The organism is Evansella vedderi (assembly GCF_030813435.1).
Classification (GTDB): Bacteria; Bacillota; Bacilli; order Bacillales; family Salisediminibacteriaceae; genus Evansella; species Evansella vedderi.
Window position 1 is genome coordinate 46,436 of sequence record NZ_JAUSUG010000008.1, and the last position, 19,300, is coordinate 65,735.

General features: G+C 39.6%; 25 protein-coding genes, 1 pseudogene and 1 riboswitch. Of the genes and pseudogenes, 23 read left to right on the forward strand and 3 right to left on the reverse strand.

All coding sequences use genetic code 11. The features are described from left to right. Positions 1-2 precede the first annotated feature (2 nt). The 19 genes from J2S74_RS11225 to J2S74_RS11315 all read left to right on the forward strand — a co-directional run bounded on the left by J2S74_RS11225 (position 3) and on the right by J2S74_RS11315 (position 13,893). On the forward strand, positions 3-275 hold the full coding sequence (locus J2S74_RS11225; protein ID WP_307325562.1) for a hypothetical protein: 273 nt from the start codon (positions 3-5) through the stop codon (positions 273-275). Then, positions 272-565: a hypothetical protein gene (locus J2S74_RS11230; protein WP_307325564.1), complete on the forward strand. Its 294-nt coding sequence runs from the start codon at positions 272-274 to the stop codon at positions 563-565. Before J2S74_RS11225 ends, J2S74_RS11230 begins: the two co-directional genes overlap by 4 nt. Before the next feature lie 76 nt (positions 566-641). Continuing rightward, entirely contained in the window at positions 642-935 is a 294-nt protein-coding gene (locus J2S74_RS11235) for a phage head-tail connector protein (protein ID WP_307325567.1), read from the forward strand. Further along, the gene (locus J2S74_RS11240) at positions 932-1,267 is read left to right on the forward strand and encodes a hypothetical protein (RefSeq protein WP_307325570.1); all 336 of its coding nucleotides are present in this window, start codon (positions 932-934) and stop codon (positions 1,265-1,267) included. Before J2S74_RS11235 ends, J2S74_RS11240 begins: the two co-directional genes overlap by 4 nt. Beyond that, complete coding sequence (locus J2S74_RS11245; protein WP_307325573.1) at positions 1,248-1,667, forward strand: HK97 gp10 family phage protein; 420 nt, start codon at positions 1,248-1,250, stop codon at positions 1,665-1,667. The genes J2S74_RS11240 and J2S74_RS11245 overlap by 20 nt, the downstream gene beginning before the upstream one ends. A 9-nt stretch (positions 1,668-1,676) precedes the next feature. Then, complete coding sequence (locus tag J2S74_RS11250; RefSeq protein WP_307325576.1) at positions 1,677-2,063, forward strand: hypothetical protein; 387 nt, start codon at positions 1,677-1,679, stop codon at positions 2,061-2,063. Positions 2,064-2,069: 6 nt separating this feature from the next. After that, a complete protein-coding gene (locus J2S74_RS11255) occupies positions 2,070-2,639 on the forward strand; it encodes a hypothetical protein (RefSeq protein WP_307325578.1) in 570 nt (189 codons plus the stop codon). 46 nt (positions 2,640-2,685) lie between these two features. Continuing rightward, positions 2,686-3,063: a hypothetical protein gene (locus J2S74_RS11260; protein ID WP_307325581.1), complete on the forward strand. Its 378-nt coding sequence runs from the start codon at positions 2,686-2,688 to the stop codon at positions 3,061-3,063. A 17-nt stretch (positions 3,064-3,080) separates the two neighbouring features. Further along, on the forward strand, positions 3,081-3,362 hold the full coding sequence (locus J2S74_RS11265) for a hypothetical protein (RefSeq protein ID WP_307325583.1): 282 nt from the start codon (positions 3,081-3,083) through the stop codon (positions 3,360-3,362). Between the two features lie 37 nt (positions 3,363-3,399). Then, positions 3,400-5,064: a phage tail tape measure protein gene (locus tag J2S74_RS11270; protein ID WP_307325587.1), complete on the forward strand. Its 1,665-nt coding sequence runs from the start codon at positions 3,400-3,402 to the stop codon at positions 5,062-5,064. Further along, positions 5,057-6,493 (forward strand): distal tail protein Dit, encoded by a 1,437-nt coding sequence (locus J2S74_RS11275; RefSeq protein WP_307325590.1) that lies wholly within the window; start codon positions 5,057-5,059, stop codon positions 6,491-6,493. Before J2S74_RS11270 ends, J2S74_RS11275 begins: the two co-directional genes overlap by 8 nt. Positions 6,494-6,506: 13 nt before the next feature. Further along, the gene (locus tag J2S74_RS11280) at positions 6,507-10,772 is read left to right on the forward strand and encodes a phage tail spike protein (protein ID WP_307325593.1); all 4,266 of its coding nucleotides are present in this window, start codon (positions 6,507-6,509) and stop codon (positions 10,770-10,772) included. A gap of 12 nt (positions 10,773-10,784) precedes the next feature. After that, on the forward strand, positions 10,785-11,201 hold the full coding sequence (locus J2S74_RS11285) for a hypothetical protein (RefSeq protein WP_307325596.1): 417 nt from the start codon (positions 10,785-10,787) through the stop codon (positions 11,199-11,201). Continuing rightward, positions 11,201-11,425: a hypothetical protein gene (locus J2S74_RS11290; RefSeq protein WP_307325599.1), complete on the forward strand. Its 225-nt coding sequence runs from the start codon at positions 11,201-11,203 to the stop codon at positions 11,423-11,425. The genes J2S74_RS11285 and J2S74_RS11290 overlap by 1 nt, the downstream gene beginning before the upstream one ends. Before the next feature lie 29 nt (positions 11,426-11,454). Continuing rightward, positions 11,455-11,709 (forward strand): hypothetical protein, encoded by a 255-nt coding sequence (locus tag J2S74_RS11295; RefSeq protein WP_307325602.1) that lies wholly within the window; start codon positions 11,455-11,457, stop codon positions 11,707-11,709. A gap of 18 nt (positions 11,710-11,727) precedes the next feature. Beyond that, positions 11,728-11,970, forward strand: coding sequence for a hypothetical protein (locus tag J2S74_RS11300; protein ID WP_307325603.1), 243 nt, complete (start codon positions 11,728-11,730; stop codon positions 11,968-11,970). 46 nt (positions 11,971-12,016) lie between these two features. After that, positions 12,017-12,454 carry a phage holin family protein gene (locus J2S74_RS11305; protein WP_307325605.1) on the forward strand — a complete coding sequence of 146 codons (438 nt, stop codon included), beginning with the start codon at positions 12,017-12,019 and terminating at the stop codon, positions 12,452-12,454. Beyond that, positions 12,451-13,431, forward strand: coding sequence for a peptidoglycan recognition protein family protein (locus J2S74_RS11310; protein ID WP_307325608.1), 981 nt, complete (start codon positions 12,451-12,453; stop codon positions 13,429-13,431). The genes J2S74_RS11305 and J2S74_RS11310 overlap by 4 nt, the downstream gene beginning before the upstream one ends. A 162-nt stretch (positions 13,432-13,593) precedes the next feature. Continuing rightward, positions 13,594-13,893, forward strand: a complete 300-nt coding sequence (locus J2S74_RS11315) for a hypothetical protein (protein ID WP_307325610.1) — start codon at positions 13,594-13,596, stop codon at positions 13,891-13,893. Positions 13,894-13,910: 17 nt separating this feature from the next. Here J2S74_RS11315 and J2S74_RS11320 read toward each other — a convergent pair whose 3' ends face one another. Further along, entirely contained in the window at positions 13,911-14,138 is a 228-nt protein-coding gene (locus tag J2S74_RS11320) for a helix-turn-helix domain-containing protein (RefSeq protein WP_307325613.1), read from the reverse strand. A gap of 195 nt (positions 14,139-14,333) precedes the next feature. Here J2S74_RS11320 and J2S74_RS11325 point away from each other — a divergent pair, with 195 nt between their 5' ends. From J2S74_RS11325 to J2S74_RS11340, 4 genes are all read left to right on the forward strand, one after another. After that, positions 14,334-15,125: a ParM/StbA family protein gene (locus tag J2S74_RS11325; RefSeq protein ID WP_307325616.1), complete on the forward strand. Its 792-nt coding sequence runs from the start codon at positions 14,334-14,336 to the stop codon at positions 15,123-15,125. Further along, positions 15,115-15,357 carry a hypothetical protein gene (locus tag J2S74_RS11330; RefSeq protein WP_307325619.1) on the forward strand — a complete coding sequence of 81 codons (243 nt, stop codon included), beginning with the start codon at positions 15,115-15,117 and terminating at the stop codon, positions 15,355-15,357. The genes J2S74_RS11325 and J2S74_RS11330 overlap by 11 nt, the downstream gene beginning before the upstream one ends. Positions 15,358-15,470: 113 nt before the next feature. Beyond that, entirely contained in the window at positions 15,471-15,911 is a 441-nt protein-coding gene (locus tag J2S74_RS11335) for a hypothetical protein (protein WP_307325622.1), read from the forward strand. Beyond that, positions 15,865-16,407, forward strand: a complete 543-nt coding sequence (locus J2S74_RS11340; RefSeq protein WP_307325625.1) for a hypothetical protein — start codon at positions 15,865-15,867, stop codon at positions 16,405-16,407. Before J2S74_RS11335 ends, J2S74_RS11340 begins: the two co-directional genes overlap by 47 nt. Before the next feature lie 30 nt (positions 16,408-16,437). On the opposite strand, the pseudogene J2S74_RS11345 reads toward J2S74_RS11340, so the two are convergent. Continuing rightward, a pseudogene (locus J2S74_RS11345) lies at positions 16,438-16,776 on the reverse strand (ABC transporter substrate-binding protein); the annotation flags it as partial. 296 nt (positions 16,777-17,072) lie between these two features. Further along, positions 17,073-18,665 (reverse strand): phosphoenolpyruvate carboxykinase (ATP), encoded by a 1,593-nt coding sequence (gene pckA / locus J2S74_RS11350; RefSeq protein ID WP_307325627.1) that lies wholly within the window; start codon positions 18,663-18,665, stop codon positions 17,073-17,075. Positions 18,666-19,075: 410 nt separating this feature from the next. After that, positions 19,076-19,197, forward strand: a riboswitch (SAM riboswitch). Positions 19,198-19,300: the final 103 nt, after the last annotated feature.

The window sequence follows — 19,300 nt, forward strand, 5'->3', positions numbered from 1 at the left end:
TTATGGTCAAGATACTTGCACCGAATAAAGAGTACAATGGGATTTCCGCAACAGTAAAATTCATTGATGGGGTGGGAGAGACTAACTCTCCTCATCTTATCGATTGGTTTAAACGTAAAGGTTACGAGGTCAAGGAAATTGAAAGTGAAAAAAGCATCGATGATATGACAGGTGCTGAGTTAAAGGAACTTGCAAAAGAAAAAGGGCTTGAGGGATACAGCAATATGAAGGTTGCTGAACTAAAAGAAGCCTTAAAGGAGCTTGAAGAAGAATGAAACCGACAGTAGGAAGAATCGTTTATTATAAATCCTATGGAACACCGGGAGGCGAATATAAAAGTGAGGACAGGGCAGCGATTATTACTAACGTCCATCAAGGCGAAGAAGATGTTGTGGACCTGTGTGTTTTTAATCCTGGTGGCTTGTTCTTTAACTTACGAGTCTCCAAAGGCAGTAACGGTGGACAATGGGATTGGATGCCATACCAAAAAGGGCAAGCGAAGAAAACAGAAGAACTCAATCATGAGCTATCGAAAGTTGGGCGACTCAATGGGCAAGCCGAATAAAGGTACACCAAAGGATAAGAGGTTAAAACGTAACCGTAAACCTAAGGGCAAAACTAAAAAGAAATAGGGTGATTTTATGCCTTTAGTATCAAAAGATGAAATGAGAACGTATTTAGGATCAATCAAGGTGACTGACGAGCAACTAATAGCTTATATCGAGGATGCTGAAGAATGGATCAAAGAGTATACCAGGAGAGATGAACTCCCCAAAGGCTACGCAAAAAACGTAAAGAAAATGGTTGCTTACGATCTTACAAACAAAGAAGGAAAGACCACTGAAAGTCTAGGTAAACACTCTATCTCTTTTGAAAACAGTGATTATCCTAAAAGCTGTTTAAGAGGATTACGAAAGAAGTTGAAGGTCGTATGATAGGGGATTACTTTACAGATGAATTCACGGTAAAACGTAACCAGAAGCAAACAGTTAACGGACGTACATTTAACAATCCAGTAACGTTAGGAACAATTAAAGGTGCTATGGATGCGCTGAGTGGAGATCAACGCTTTGCAGCTGATCAATCGCAATACTCATCATCCCATGAACTTTTTACTTTTGCTGATGGGGTAGCCGTCAAAAAAGGCGATCAAATCATTGATGAAGATGACCAGGTGTATACGGTAAAGTTTATTGATCATAACATGAGTATGGGCCACATTCGAATGGAAGTGGAGTGGAACGAATATGCCCAGAAAAAAGAGTAAAGTAACTTTTCAAAATAACATTCCAAAGTTCAAAAAACAGTATAAGGAGAACAAAGGTAAACTCCTTACAGGTATCGGGGAGCACACTCTTTCCAATGTACAGTTGCGTTCCCCTGTTTCTTCTAGTGCCTTAAGGGATAGTTACAACTACAAGACGGATGAAGCAAAAGGCGAAGTCATTCTTGGATCAAGCGCAGAACACGCTCCTTATGTTGAATTTGGTACAGGTAAGTATGCTGAAAAAGGCGATGGGAGAAAAACGCCGTGGGCTTATGAAGACCCAAAAACAGGTGAAATTATATTTACACATGGTATGCGGCCACAACCAACCTTGCGCCCTGCAGCAGATGATACGAAAGGCGTAATAAAGCAGTTGGCCGCAACCATTATGAAAATGTAGGTGGTAAACATGAACAACCTAATAGATTTCATGTTGGAAGAGTTAAACAAGATCCATCCTCGTTCATATCATGAGCAGGTGGGCGATGATAACACAATGCCATACATCGTTTTTACTATTCCTACTACGACTCCTGGAACAGAAGACGAGGTCATTATTGAGACGCGTTATTGGGATGATGCCAACACTTGGAACAGTGTAGAGGATACAAAACGATTAGATGAGCTTTACGATAGAGTAGAAAACCATTTTAACGGAAATGTTTTTCCTTCCGAAGGCTTTTCTACAAGGCTTTATAAGCTGCAAGGTCCTAGAGAGTTACCGGATCCTGATCCTAACCTTAGGAGAAGGGAATTACGCTTTGTAGCGAAGACATTTTTTAAGAAGAAAGGGTGAAGCTAGATGGCACCGAAAAAATCTGCAGTTCAAGCTGCTGATCCGAAAGAGGTCCTTCTTGGTGAAGGGGCTTTTTATTTTAATTACGATGTAGAAGGCGAGGAAGTTGTAGGAGCAGTCGAGGGAGGAGCGTTTAATGTAGCACGAGAATTCAAGAACCTCCAGGAATATGGAGCTAAGGGGCCGATCAAAGGTTTAACCCATATTATCGAAGAAATCCCTAGACTGACTGTTAATTCCATGAGCATCGTTAACGCTAACCGCTATGCTAAGTTTTATGCAGGGTTAAAAGCTGATACTTCTAATGCGGGTTATGATGAAATTAAACCCACAGGAAAAGTAAGCCAGGACGATTATTTGAAAAACGTTGCTTTTGTTGGCTCCACCGCAGAAGGGAAAGACGTTGTTATCATCGTAGAAAACGCATTAGGTGACGGTGAATTGGAGTCTGCTCTTGAGAACCAAGAAAAGGTTGTTAACGAGGTTCAATTTACAGGTCATTACGATCCTACTGATTTGATGACACCACCGTACAAAATGCGTTATCCAAAAGCAACAACACAACAATCTAGTTAAGAGACTCCCTAGTGAGTCTCTTTCTTAATTTAAGGAGGAGTACACAATGGCAATCGTTATTAATGATAAAGAGTATGTTATCCGAAATATTAAAACTCGTGACATCCCAAAAGTGTCCAGGATTTTAAAAAAGATGGACATTGATAAGTTTGATGTAATGAACATGGTTAACTCATTAGTCGGTAAGGACATTAACGCAGCACAAAAAGCTGCAGGTATTGAAGCGATGCTTTATCTACTCACCCGTTTAGGCAATGCAGAAAATGATTTTTATGAATTCTTTTCCAGTTTAACAGAGGGGAAGATGAGTCCAGATGAGTTTGCAGATCTAGACATTGAAGATTTAGTTGAATTCATGAAAGCCTTGAAAGAGCAAAAAGGTATTATGAATTTTTTGCGCTTACTCTCCAAATCGATGCAATAGAATTTTACGATGTTTTATTGAGTCGTTACAGTAACATAGAATTTATTCTCGATTTGGATGTTCAGGAAGGAATAGAACTTTTCGGAAAAGCTTTTGATAAAACGGTTGAGGGACGGATATGGCAAAAATGGCTTAATTTTTATGTTCATACTGATCCTAAAAAGAGACTTCCTTATGATACTTATTACCAAAAACATGTTGGAAAAAGCACAGCTAAAAAATCGAAAAGCAACAGGACTCCTGAACAAATAATTGCAGAGTCAAAACGCATACGAAATAACGATAGAGAGCGCTCTTAATGAGGGCTTTTTTGTTTTCCCTAAGGGGGTGAACTGATTGGAAATCTTCCGTTTGTTTGGAAGTATTTTTATTGAGGATAATGATGTAGAAAAAAAGGTCGATGATGTAGGTAAGAAAGCTGAAAGCGCTGGAGAAAAAGTCAAAAAGATGGGTGACAATGTCTCTAAAGCTGGAGGCTTCATGACTAAATGGGTGACAGGCCCTATTGCTGCAGCTGGTGCTGGTATCGTCGCGTTAACCGGAAGAATAACAGCTAAAGGGGATGAAATAGCCAAAACTAGCAGGCAATTGAACATCAGCACCGATGCATACCAAGAACTAGAATATGCTTTAGGACAGTTGGGTGTATCACAAGGTGGTTTTGAAAGAGGGTTAAGAAATCTCAACGATACCATCGGTCAAGCTGCAAACGGAAGTGAGAAGCATAAGGAACAACTCGAGAAGCTAGGGGTAAACATGGAAGCCTTGGAGAACGGCACTTTGTCAACGGATGAGGCTTTTATGCAAGTGATGGGTACACTCCACGGGATGGACAACGCTTCTCAAGCTTCTGCTCTTGCTGCTGAACTATTTGGTTCAAAAGTAGGCCCCGAGTTGGCCACTGCCATTGAAGAAGGAGATATGTCCATTCAAGAGCTTCGGGATCACGCCCATGATTTGGGTATTGTCATGAGTGAGGATGCAACAAAAGCTTCTGAAGAATACCAAGATGCTATTGATGATTTAACCCGGACATTCGGTGGATTTTTTCAAGAATTGGTTACAGGTGCAGTGCCTTTCCTTACGGAAACTGCCATACCATTTATTCGAGATCAAGCTATCCCAGCAATACAAGATTTTAGCCAGCGAATAGGCGAGCTTATTCAATGGTTTATGGATTTAAGTCCGGAAACGAAAAAAGTAATTGGGATAATAACCATGCTAGCTTTTGTCATGGGCCCGATCCTCATGATAGTAGGTAAAGCAATTTCCTTATTTATGGCACTTCTACCTGTTTTAAAGTTAGTGGGTGTAGGTATTGGGATGTTATTTTCTCCAATCGGTTTAATTATTGCTGCTATAGCAGCACTCATAGCAATAGGAGTCCTCCTGTGGAAAAATTGGGATATCATCCGGGAGAAAGCTTCAGAAATATTTAACAAAGTTGTTTCTGTAATCTCAGATGCAATAGACGGAGCAAAAAATGCTATATCTGATGGGATGCAAGCAGCACTTACTATAATCACTAATTTAGGGAGTTCATTCTTTAAAGCCGGACGAGGTTTGATTGACCAGGTAGTAAGCGGGATAACAGGAGCTATTGGAAAAGTAAAAGATGCTGCAAGTAACCTAGCAGGTACCGTTCGAAACTTGCTTCCGTTTTCTCCGGCAAAAGAAGGGCCGTTGAGTGACCTGGACAAATTAGACTTTGCTGGACCTGTGGAAGAATCCATCGATGACGGCATAGACGACGTTCATAAGAAAATGAGTCACATGTTAACCGTACCTGAGCTAGATGAACCAGAGACAGAAACTGTTTCAAGTAGACCTGTAACTCGAAACGACTATAGCACCCTTGAAGCATTGCTACTCCAGTTAATTCAGGCAGTAAAAGACGGGAAGATCATTGTAATGGATGATAGGGAAGTAGGAAGAGTTGTAGAACCACACGTTACAGAATTCCAAGAAAGAAACACTAATAGGGGGGAGAGCTTTGCCTAGGACAATTACTTTTAATGGCATATCAAAATCATGGCTAGTTATTAAACAGGGTATGAGGCGTTCTCCCTTCGCGCCTATCCATAGGAATTTGTTAAGGGTTCCAGGTTTAAAAGGGGCCCATCTAACATCCAGTGAAATTGATGAATTGAGATTATCTATACCTGTTTATATCAATCCTAATGGGAGAAGTATGGAGGATATAGAAGACGAGCTTGCTTCTTGGTTGATTACTGATGAGCCTTGCCCTTTAGTTTACCCCAACAGACAGGGAAAGACGTACTATGCCCTATTTGATGGTGCGATAGATGATTTCGAAGATTTAATAGAGTATGGAGAGGGTACACTTCATTTTGTTTGTCCTGATCCATTCAAATACGGGCCTGAACGTACAGCCATCTTCCCTCAAGACGCTGTTAGTCTCACCAATGAAGGAACAGTCGAAGCAGATCCAATCTTTGAATTAGAAGTACTGGAACCAGTGACCTTTGCTTTAATTCAAAACCAAGATGATGAGTATCAAATGATAGGACGTCCTGCCAATGTAACAGAAGAAATTGTGGATACCAGAACCCTGCTACTAGAAGAACGTGGAGACACATTAGACACATGGTCAGATAGTCCGACAGAGGTAGATGGTACCGTTAGCGGTCATTTAAGTACTGACGGCGAAGGTATTACGGTACCCAATTATGGTTCAGGGGATGAATGGCACGGTCCAGCACTAATTAAAGAAGTGCCTCTTACACAAGACTTTGAAGTACAAATGCACCTGCAGGGGCGGACGATTGAACCGGGGGCAACTTTCCGGATAGAATTTTATCTTTTTGATGAGTCTATGAATGTATTAGGAAAAATGGCCGTAAATGATAGCAGCAGATCCACTCATCAGAAGAGAGCAGAGGGGCGTGTTGGTCCCTTCGTTGGTAGGGGTATTAATTATCTAATATCCTCTCAAAATTACCAATACAGTTGGGACTTCTTCTTTGGGATGGTTCGAATGCGTAGAATAGGTAAACGATTTGAATTCTATGTAACTCGTATCGCTAACGATGGGGCACGCCATGTTTGGAATTTAGATACAAGTTTTATGGATAATGCAGAAGAGTTCCAGGGGCGATTGAAATACGTTCAGATTCATATCGGTAAATATAGTGGTACTCCAAACGCCTATGCGCCTAAAATCAATTTTATCCGAGTGTTCAAGCTAGAAGAAGCAACCATTGATCAAACACCGTATATCGCAAATGAAGGGGATATCATTACGTTTGACCATAAGGATGATGAGATATTAATCAATGGGGAAGACCGAAAGGATTTAAAGGATTTCGGGGCTTCCTTTTTTAAGTTGGCCAAAGGAAGTAATCAATTAGTAGTGCAGCCGAGTGACAGCTTTAATACAAGTATTAAGTACAGGGAACGTTTCAGGTAGGGAGGTGAAAACATTGATCCACATTACAGACGGTCAAAACGATAGGATTTTGGATGTTATCACTGTAAAACATATACTCTCTAATAAACATCGGAAATCATTGAAGGATAAATTAGAAACATTTGATTTTACTACTTTTGCAGACAAAGACTTTTCTCAGCATATCGGAAAAAATAATCGGGTCATTATTCCTTCTGAAGACCAGGGGTACAATGAATTTGTAATTACTGAAGCAAAGAAATACCGCGATGTTTTTGGAGTTTTAAAAACTGAAGCATATGCATCTGCCAGTTACATTCTGTTGAAAAAAGAAAAAACTATTAAACCTCAAACCTTAGAAGACCAAACTGTTTCAACCGCCGTCTCGCATGCTATCGGGGATACAGAATGGCAAGCTGGTACAGTAACAGCTGCAGGAACTAGAACTTTTAATATTGAACGTCCTACTGACCCGTTTGCCTTTTTAAAACGTATAGCTCAGGAGTTTAGTCTTGAGCTTAATTTTCGTGTAGAAATCGATGGAAACCGTATTTTAGGAAGGTATGTGGATTTGCTCCCACGGGTCGGGGCATGGCAAGGACGAGAAGTAGAGTTTGGCCGTGATCTTATCGGTATAAAACGTACAGAAAAAACAGACAACCTCTATACTGCATTACTAGGTCTTGGACCTATACGTGAAGACGGTACACGTCTTGAAGTGCTTGTGGAAGATCAAGAAGCATTAGCACGTTGGGGACGTAATGGACAGCACCTTATCGGTACGTATGAGCCTCAAACCACGGACCTTAACATGTCTTTAGATCGGTTAACTACCTTAACAGAGAATGAGCTTGAAAAACGTGTGAATGCCGTTGTGGAATATGAAGGGGACATTGCCGATTTAGAAAACGTACCAGGAATGGAAAATAAGAAAATCCGATTTGGCGACACGATTAAGATTAAGGATACAAAATTTAATCCTCCTCTTTATCTGGAAGCGCGGATCCACACACAGGAACGTGACATTGTTGATAAATCTAATAAGCATGTAGAACTTGGTGACTTTATCGAATACACCGAGGAAGAAGTAAGAGCCATTTGGCAGACTTTACAGGCGGAAATTGCAAAGAAAATCAGCATGACGGACGTTTTAGAAGTTACGTACACCAAACAGGTCATCGATGAGAAAGACCAATCGGTTTTTGAGGATAGTACGTATTATGCTGATGTAGTTGCTCTGTCTGCAGAAGAAAGAGCGATTGAAGCAGCTGAACAGCATACCGTTAACTATGCCGTATCTAGGGAAGTCTATGATGCTAAAGTGACTGAGATAATGAACGATTTAGCAGAAAAGGCTGGTCTTGAGTATGTGGATGGTCAGTTGCAGCTGAAGGCAGACTCAAGTGTAGTTAACTCGATTTCTGATACTGTAGACGGATTATCCAACACTACAGACAATTTACTGCAACGTGTAGCTGACAATGAGGATGAGTTAGCAGCACACGATGGGCGCATTACAACCGTTACCCAAGAGATTGATACCATCGAGGGAAGGTTGAACATAACCATAGATGAATTATCTACTTTGGATGGTACTGTTCAAAACCAACAGGTACAAATTGATGCCAATGCAAGTGCAATTAGCTTGAAGGCCAGTCAAGATGATCTGGACACAGTGACAGGGGACATTAGCAGCATTTATGCTGAACTAGATGTTCAAGCTGGGCAGATAGCTTTAAAAGCTGAACAAAGCTCCCTTGAAAACTTAGAGGACGATGTTACCAGTGTTAGTAATCAAGTGAGTAGTCTTACTGTTGATGTGGATGGGATTAGTACAAGTGTTACTAGTTTGCAAGGGGAGTTTAATAATCTGCAAATTGGTGGAAGGAATTTATTGAAAGACACAAGCGACGAGTTCCGAACGGCCAACCATTATACATGGTATGCAACAGTTGACAGAATGCCAATAAGCGACCTGGGACTAAAACCGGGGGATATAGTTACATTTAGTGTTTATGTACATCCACCAGAAGATTTTGGGATAGTTGCAAGATTTCGCTTTGAGGATTCGGATAATGTAAACATTGCCAATTCATATGGAACCAGTGTCGAAGGAGGAGAAGAAGGGTTAATCCATGTAACGGCTGCCATCCCTCAAAACACGCATTGGATAAGGTTAGCGTTAAATAACTCACCGTCAGGAACCTCCTTTTCGTCAGAGTATAAAGAAGCTAAGTTAGAGCGTGGTCATCGTGCCACCGATTGGACACCAGCTCCTGAGGATATTGATAGTGAATTTTCTTTAGTTAGACAGGATATATCAACGGTAGACCAAAAAGCTGATGGTATACTTTCCACCGTTCAAACATTAGAGGCGGATATCGATGAAGAGTTTACTACAGTATATAGTAGTATCTCTTCTGTAGACCAAAAGGCTGACAGCATCAACTCAACCGTTACCAGTTTGTCAACAACCGTGGATGGTCATAGAACTGATATTACAGAAGCATTTTCTCAGATTGAACAAAATGCTAATGCGATTACTCAGAGGGTAACGAAGACTGAGTTTGATAATTTGCAGATTGGTGGGCGGAATCTGGCGGTAGATACGGGTAATCCAAACAAACTAATACTTCACAGGATAAGTGGTTCTTCTGAGGTCATTAATGATGCAAACTCTCCATCAGGTAAAACTTTGAAAATAGCTATAAATCAAATGCACTCTGATTTTAATGACGTGTTTTACATTACAACAGCAGGATTAGTTGGGAGTAGATTAATACAAGGCGAAGAATACATCTATACATTTATGGCTAAAGCTTCAAAAAACATAAGGCTACGATTAAGAAGTATGAACCAAGCTTCTATTATTTCCGGTTTCGATGCAGATCTTACTACTGAGTACAAAATGGTTACATTCAGGTTTCGTCCAACCGTAGCTCCCGGGAGTGCATTAAATCATAACACACATTTTATACTCCCTAACATGGATGGTGCTAACACTGAAATTTACGTAAGACCTATTAAAATAGAAAAAGGAAACCGGACCACAGACTGGACGCCAGCACCGGAGGACGTAGACGGGGCCATAGATGGGATAGGTTCCCGACTAAGCACGGCAGAAAGCACCATAACCCAACATGCTGATGAAATTGATCTGAGAGTAAAAGAAAATGGTGTCATTGCAGCTATAAACCTTTCACCTGAAACAATTCTTATGGATGCTGATCGTATTGAATTTACCGGTCATGTTTTTGGGGAAGGGGCAACCTTTAAAGGTACAATCGATGGTGGTAGATTTCTCACCTCTGGGACAGAAGGTAATGTCACTATACAAAATGATACAATTCAGCAGGTTAAGTCTCAAAATCTAAATGTTATTGGTGGATGGGAAAGAAGAGTGAAAGTAACTTCTGGAGTTTTTGAATTAGCGTACGAACAAAATCTCGGAGGATCTTCTACCTACATTGAAACTGCTATTATTGATGGTGATAGTTTTGGAATTACTGCTTCTGCCGGAGTGGGGGGAATGAGGTTAAGTCGTAGTTATCTTAGTTTCTTTTCTGGCGGGGCTGGGCAAATTGAAGGTGGTGCATTTTTACTAAATGATGATTTACATTTATATGCTACTGGAGAAATATTGTTTGATAATAATGTACGATTTAAAGAAAAGATAGTCTCAAATGTAGTAATACAGGACGGAAATTGGCTCTATACAGGAGCAGTGGATGTAGCCCCTGATGGTGGGAACCATTTATATACTCGTACTTCCTCTAGTGGAGAATTAAGGGTGACGGTAACGGGGACTACTGACAACTATAGAGCGATAAGAGCAGCAGGGATAATTACTGGTTATACCAATCTATATTTATCGGCTTCTGGTGAGGTGCGTGTAGTTAGCGATGACCGTGACACTTGGGGTAATCAAAACTACAGACCAATCCGTGCAAGCACCTTCCCTACCGGAACATCCTTACGTGAAAATAAAACTGATATCGAAGTGTTTGAAGAGGATGCCTTGTCTGTTATTAAAAGCTCTCACGCTTATTTGTATAAGCTAAAAGGCCATGAAGATGAACCTCATAAACAACTTGGTTTAATGGTAGATGAAACGCCATCTATCTTACATGGTGAAGCTGGTGACTCCATGGAAATGTATGCATTAAGTACGTATCTATGGAGAGGGGTTCAACAACTTTCTTGTATCACAGATAAACACTCAAATGAGTTGGAATGGCTTAAGATTGAGAATCAGCACCTACGTGCAAGGGTGAAAGAATTAGAACAAAAAATAGCTTAGGAGGAATCTATAATGCAAGTAAAAATTGAAAATGCGAAACTAGGGCAGGCAGCAGACCTGCTCTTTAATTTGTCTTTAAAAGGGAAACAGAGCCGTCACCGTACTAAATTTATTAAAGTGTTGAATGAACGATTAAAGGAAGTGGAAGAGCAACGTGTACAGTTAGCCAAAGAACATTCCAGGATTGATGATAAAGGGGAGCCTCAAGTTGTTGATGGTAAGTTTGACATTATGGTGATGGAAGATTTTCAGAAAGATTTAAAGGAGCTCTACAAAGAGGAGCTAGTCATTGAAGGGGGCGATGCTCAGGGAATGTTGAAAACGGTCAAAGATATTTTGTTGAAGTCGCTTGAAGATAAGGAATGGGAAGGTCAAGAAGCTGTTATTTACGATTACCTGTGTGATCAATTCGAAGGAGGCGAAGAGTAATGCAAATACAAATTACATCCACAAACGTCCAGTACAGAGAAGATGAGGTATCATCTGTAAGTGTTTCGTTCAATGGTCGAGATCCAGAAAGGCAAGTTAATCTGAATGGCCGTATTCCTATAACTGCTGAAGAATACAATGGAAATTCATCTTTGCCAGCATTGGCAAAAGTGGTTAAGAGGAAATTAATTGAGCGATTAGAGTTGGAAGAAGAGTCCGAGTAAGTGGATCACTAATAGAGGAGGATGAAGTTGTGACTAAATTAACCACAGAAGTTTCAGAAGGTGAAAAGTATAGTCGGATAGAATCTACAGACCATGAAATACGTTTAGAAGTTGGAAAAAAGATTGATGAGACAGGTAACCATTTTGAAAAAACTCTATCAAAACACACCGATGAATTACTTCAAACTTTGAAACAAAATAGTAAAGAAGATAGGATTTTTAACGCTACAGTTATGGGTGTTGTTGCGGCTGTTGTTGTTGGTTTGTTAGGCTTTGTATTCTAGATACGGGATGTGTTTAACGTGGAAGGAAAAATTCCAAATATGATTACTGTGAACGGTAAAAAAATTGCCGAAGTTTTATATACACCGGTTCGGGCTAGCGATTTTAACGATAGTGTAAAGGAAAGCAATTGTAAGCACGTTGAAACTGTTGAAGTGATAAAGGTAACAGTTGTGGAGGGTAGTGGTGAAGAAGACTCACCGTTTAAAGAGGTCACTCAGTACTGGTCAAAAGATGGAAAGTTGTTGTTTAAGGAGTCCTAATATTAGGGCTCTTTTATTTTTTATTAAATGAAAGGGGTTATTAAGCGTGGAAAATATTTTAAAGTATGGGGCGGCAGCTGGAACAGCTATCGTCTCCTTTTTATGGGGAGAGTGGTCGCTATTGCTTACGGTACTCGTTGTTTTAGTGTTCATGGATTATGCATCAGGATTAACCGCAGCATGGTTTGAAGGAAAAAAGAACCCTGATGATAAGAGCAAAGGTTTAAGTAGCAAAGTTGGTATGAAAGGCATTGTAAAGAAGGTTTTCGTTTTCGTTGTAATAGCTATGGCCAATTTAGTTGACTACACCCTTATTGAAACAGGAATTAGAGAGGAACCAATAGTTTTCCAAGCAGCTATTGTTTTCTACATTTTTAACGAATGTATTTCTCTCTTAGAGAACATTGGACGTATCGGTATACCTGTACCAAATCAATTAAAGCAAGCAATACAAGTACTAAAAGGGAAGGAGGAAAAACAGTGAGCACCCAAGATTTACGCGGTACATTAATGGATCTAGGCCACCGGAGACCAACTAGCAATATAACAAAAATAGCTTTGCATTGGTCCGGTACCAAACAAGGTAATGCTCACTCTTTTCAAAATCATTGGCGTACAAAATTAGGTTGGAATACTGGAGGCTATCATAAAATTGTTTTGACTGATGGAACCCTTCAACATTGTTATGCTGATAACGTAGTGACAAACGGTGTAAGAGGTCACAACACCACTACTCTCCATATCTGTTACGTAGGAGATGGATTACCGAACGCAAGACAAATGACCGTTTTAATTCGTGAAATTAGAAAATGGCTAGATCGGTATAAGCAACTAAAGGCTACAGATGTGTTAGGGCATAGGGAGTTTAGTGGTCAAAATACTGCTTGCCCTGGTGCAAACATGACACAGTTTAGGCGGGAGCTAGGTACCACCTCAACACCACCGAGAACACCGGATGTGCTAGGCAGAGACTGTAGCCGTTTGGTGTGTAAAGGCCCACTCGTCAAAGCATTCCAAGAGAACTTGCTCAAACTTGGTGAGAAGCTTCCACGATGGGGAGCTGATGGTGATTTTGGAGCAGAAACCGAGGATGCTACAAAGACATTTCAAGCTAGACATAAACTCATTGTGGATGGCATTGCTGGTACTCAAACATTAAGTAAAGTAGATGAGTTAATCAGAGCTCTACCACAACCTAAGCCTGAACCAAAAAAGGAGGAACCATTTATGTTAAAACAAGCAATTGTCATTAATTCCTTTGCAGACTATCCAGCTGCGGAACGATTAGCAAATAAGATAGGAGCACCAATTTACACTCGAAGAACAGCCGAAAAAGGCCATGAAGCAAAAGAGCTTATTGTGTGCGGTGGATTTGTTGGTAAGTTGAAGGCAGAAAAGATTACCGATTTATCCGGGCGTACATTGTTTGACACGTATGCAAACATTGGAAAAAGAGTATAATATTAATCCTCCAAGAACTAGCAGCAAGACAACGAAAGAGCAGGGGCTTAGCCATTCCCTCTGCTCTTTTACTTTTTACATATCTTGTCTGATTATCCTATACATAGCATGTCCTGTAGTGTAAAATTGGAAATATTAAGAAAAGTGCAGGAGGGATACTAGATGAGTGAAGTGAAAAAAGTTTGGAACCCATTCAAGAAGGCTTACTGGACGAAAGAAAATTTAGGGATTGATAAAGCTTCCCTTGATAAAGTAAAAGCTGAAATGAAGCAAGCAAAAGAGGAGTCTGCTTCTACCCAAGCAAAGGCAAATGACGCCGGAAAGAAGATCTCCGGTATTGGTTGGAAACTAACTTTAATGCTTACTATTCCCCTTATACTAACCGTATTCTTCGGCGTAGTAGGAATGGTTATTGGTGCAATTATATTCCTTTTAACATTGTTTAGTTTGTTCAAAAAGTGAAGATAGAAAAAGAGAGCTTACGTGATCGAGCTCTCTTTTTCTATTTCTTCCTCCACATACTCATACATATCATTTGCCGTACACCCCAATAAATATGCCAACTTATACAACTTAGGAGTACTAGGGAAGGAGCGTCCATGTCTCCAGTTAGACAGCTGCTGAGTAGATACCTCCATTTTTTCCGCAATAAACCCTGGTCTCAATCCACTTTCCTTAATCAATTTATCTAAATGGCAAATTATCATCTAATCACCTCGTTTATTAATTTCCATAACCTGCTTTATATCCCTTTAAAAATTTAATTATAAAAAATCGAAAATTTAAGTTATATAAACAAGATACTCCAAATACATATTTAACAAAAGGTGTTACCTAAGTAATACCTAACCAGCAAAACAGGGATCTAGGTATTACCTACATCACACGAGAGGGGCGATCTTATGAATATTGTCGGTTTGGATTGTGGTAGAAGGAACGTCAAAGTGGTCACAGATAACAAGGTGTTTTTTATATCCTCCTATGTTGGCGAATGGAGAGAAAGGAAGTTAAAAGATAAAAGTACGAATCATTTAGAAGTGGAGTTCCAGGATGAGAAATACTTTGTAGGTGATTTAGCGTTGGAAGAGAGTGAGTTTTGCAGGTCCATGATGACAGATGATAAAGATCATGATGATACCCTAATATTAGCACTTACTGCGCTCCACCAAGCTGGTGTGGAGGAAGCAAACATTGTAACAGGATTACCTGTAAGCATGCATGATGAGGATAGGAAACGACGGATGAAAAACCTACTCTTAGGGCCGTGGGAGATTACAGTCAATGGTGTAAAAAAGTCTATCTTTATCGATACCGTGGACGTAGCTGCAGAGGGTGGGGCTGCTTTTTGGTCTAACCCTAAGATGGGTAAAATACGCATCATCGACGGAGGTAGTAAGACGGTTAATTATGTCACGATGAACAATAAGCGTTATGTGGATAGGGACAGTGGGACGTTAGATTTTGGATTTGAAACAAACAAGTCATCAAATGAGAAACAGTTTGCAAATCGTGTAGCTGGAGAACTTGGGAAGAAGTGGGGATCCGAGGACGTGGTTTACACAGTAGGCGGTAATGCTACAGTGCTTGCTAAGTACCTTAAGCCTTATTTTAAAAATGTAACACCGATGGATAAAGCACTATACGCAAATGCTATTGGATTTCGCAATATAGGGAAGATTAAATATGGCATATAGACGTAGACCGGTGAGTTTTAACTTAGATAACCCACACCAGAAGAAGTTAAGTGAGTTCTGTGATAAGGAAGGAGGGAAAAACTTCTCGGGGTTTGTTAAGGACGTATTATTCTTATATATGAATGGGAAGTTGTCTGCAGCTCCAATGGATGGGGGAGAAGAGGAAACAGTTATGGAATTTGAACCGAACTCCACAGGAAGTGAAAAGAGCCTCATCAACGATATACTTTAACCCTTCCCCTACCGTCCAATTTCGGACCAGAGGACTAGAGGACCAGAGATAAATAGCAATTTCTACTTCAAATGTGGGAAAGAGAGGAGAGGGAAATGAAAAATATAAATCCAATGCTGAACGTTAAACCTAAGCTGCGTCCACCGAAAAAGCGCAAAACTCGTTCAGATAAAAAACGTGATATCCGGGTCCCTATTTCATTTGAGGAATATAATTTTGTACTCTACTGTTCCAGGAGTAAAAAACAATCCATTACCCAATTTTGTACGGAACTTGTTCGTGAGTACATCGAGAAAAATACAAACTTTGAGGAAATGCCTTATGACTCTTCCTCTGAATATATGGTACATGTAAAACCGAATCAACTACTCTATGAATCTATGGTTAATTTGTCAGTTTCATTGAATTGTAGATCCATGAGAGAAGCAACTCATAGAATACTAGCTAATGCCATTTTCTATATGCAGGGAGGGACCCATGTTGAGAGCGTTCAGCGAAAAGAATTTGATGAGCCAGGAACTGAACTCGAAATCACCACTTGGCAAGATATTTAGGTTTGAAAATGTATACCTTAATTTATTGTTGCCTGCAGAAATACATTTTAGGGCACAGATACTGTGTGAAGATGTAGAAGCTTTAACGGAGGAACGATTTAGGTTAGATGATCTTATCTCCATGCTATGGAAGGATTTCATCAATTACGCTAGAAAGACAGTGGATATAAAAGCGATTTATAAATTACTCCTTGAATTTGATCAGGGTACCAGTAATGTTCGCGTGAAAAATTATAATGAAGAAAAGGAAGAAGTGCTGCCACTCTATCCAATAAGAAAAAGAACGGAAACAGACATTGAAAAGGTCTACTGTAAAATGGATCGTAAGCTAGCTTTACGTGGAGAGGTCCTTTTATCAGACATAGCAAATCTTTATCCTAGTCATCCGTTAACCGTTGAAAGAGTGCTGGAGATACTTATTATCGATTTTATTGAGAAATATCGGACAGGGGAAGCAAGGGATTTAATTAAAATATACATTGAAAGACCATCCTAATATATGCAAATATTTACCCTGTATTATGTACTGTATTAAGTGTGCAAAATTGATAGCGGGATCACTTGCCTCTTGGGCGTATACATAGATAGAGGTTTCGGCACCAACGAGGGCAATATCAGCTCCCCCTGATAGTAATGTGGTCATTGTCGTATCTCCCCCCCATGTGGTTGTCAATTCCACATTTAACCCTTCCTCTTCAAAAAATCCTTCGGAAATAGCTACATATTGTGGAGCGTAGAAAATGGAACGTGTTACTTCTGCCAGTTCAACTGTTGTCAAATCATCGTCGTTAGAACTACATCCTACAAACAATGTAACTCCTAACAAGGTAGTTAATAATAAACACCCATACTTAATCCATTTCATTTCTTGTCCCTCCTGAATATTGGGTATATGCTGATGTGATAAATTATGTATTAGGCTCACAAATGGTGCTGCGTCCATCATGAATTTGTAGCTACAAAGTATTAAAAAATACAAAGCAGTTTTCTAATTATTTCTCGAATCTATTACAGGTGGACGTTTTCAGTAGGCAACGCTGGAGTCACCGCCTTTCACTTCTTCGAGTTATCTAAAAAAATCTATATGAAAACCAAATTAAGGTGTCTCAAAAGGTATGATTTTTACCCTTTTAAGACACCTAAAATTAAATGAATGAATTATTATTTTATACGAGGTCCAGCTTGAACAATATTGATGGGAATATCGTTGAACTTTTTGAAGTTCTCGTTAAATTGAATGGCTAATTCTTTTGCTTTTTTCTTATAGGCGCCTTCATCTTTCCATGTCAGTTTTGGCTGTAACACTTCATCAGGCACACCTGGGCAATGGGTTGGGAGATGAAAGCCAAAAATAGGATCTATTACTGTTTCTGCTGATTTTAGGTCACCTTGCAGGGCTGCTTGCACCATAGCACGTGTATAGCTTAAGTTAATTCTTTTCCCAACACCGTAAGGTCCACCAGACCACCCAGTATTTACTAAGAACACATTTACGTTATGCTCATTAATTTTTTCCCCGAGCATTTCTGCATATCGATTCGCAGAGAGAGGGAGGAATGGCGCACCAAAACAAGTAGAAAAGGTTGCCTCCGGTTCTGTAACTCCCCTTTCTGTTCCTGCTAATTTACTCGTATAGCCTGATAAAAAATGATACATGGCCTGTTCTTTTGTTAACTTACTGATTGGTGGTAATACACCAAAGGCATCCGCTGTTAGAAAGATGATTGTATTTGGATGCCCGGCTATGCTCGGAATCATTGCATTAGGAATTGCCTCAATAGGGTATGCAGCCCTTGTGTTCTCCGTATAATAACTGGAATCAAAGTCAGGTTCTCTCGTGTCTTCCTCGACCACTACATTTTCTAAAACAGAGCCATAGGAAATGGCATTATAGATTTGTGGTTCCTTATATTTGGATAGGTGTATACATTTAGCATAGCAGCCACCCTCTATATTAAATATTCCATTCGTGGACCAACCATGTTCGTCATCTCCAACTAAGTTACGGTAAGGATCGGTTGATAAGGTCGTTTTTCCTGTTCCCGATAATCCAAAAAATAAAGCCACATCTCCTTCTATTCCTACATTTGCAGAGCAATGCATAGATAGGACGTCTGATTCAGGAAGAAGATAATTCATCACAGAAAATATGGACTTTTTCATTTCCCCTGCATATTCTGTTCCGCCAATGAGTATCGTTCTTTTTTCAAAAGAAATAATGATAAATGCCTCTGAATTAGTTCCATCAACGGCAGGGTCTGCTTTGAAGCCTGGAGCTGAGATAATTGTAAACTCTGGTATAAAGGAAGCTAATTCTTTTATGGAAGGGCGGATAAAGAGCTGTCGAACAAATAAATTATGCCATGCCATTTCGTTTATAATGCGTATGGAAAGAGAGTGAGCTTTATCCGCACCGGCATACATTCTTCTGACAAAAAGTTCATCCTTTTGGTTTAAATAGTGTATCACTTTTTTATACAAACGTTCAAAGATGTCGGAAGAGATAGGCTGGTTTACCTCCCCCCAATTAACTTTATCTTTCACAGAACGTTCAAATACAATAAATTTATCCCTTGGTGAACGTCCAGTGTATTTTCCAGTTGTAGCTTGGAAAGCACCGGATGCAGTAAGTATTCCTTCCTTTCGCTCTAATGACTTTTCAATTAATTTAGGGACTGTTAAATCATGATGAATATTAATATTCTCTCCCCTTAAAACACGTTCAAGCTCCGTTTCAAAATGAATTGTACTCATGTCCCATCATCCTTTCTTCATAACCATACTCCACTTATAAATGGTATATCACGTTAATTAGTATAACACATATTATTAAATAGTCTATACTGTATGTGGGGGTAGTGTGCATGAATTATACTTATATGGAAATTATAAGAACAAAATTTTTAGAATGAATAAAGAAACTATCAACAAATAATAAAAGGAAGAAATATGTTATTTCATCTTGAGAAAAAAACGACAATTTTGTGTCAAAGCTATGTTCTATTGAATAAAATTGAAAGTAATTAAATAGACGTTTTTCTTATTAGTGGAGACGTAATATAAGGATCCAATATTCACAATGATCAAACGAGATGCTATTTCAGCAAAAATCCCTATTAGTTGACAGTTCAAGGGAAATCAGTTATCCTTTTTGCGAACGGATACTCTTATCCCGAGATAGGCGGAGGGACAGGCCCGAAGAAGCCCGGCAACCATCACCAATTTAAAATGGTGAAACGGTGCTAACCTGCAAAACATGGTATTTCCGTGTTTTGGCCGATAAGAGGTGAAAGGCGAATGGATGTGACCTTTCCTCATTGGAAAGGCTTTTTTATTGTAGCTGAAGCGCTTACTCAAGCGTTTATGCTTTTGTAAAGATAAGAAAGTAT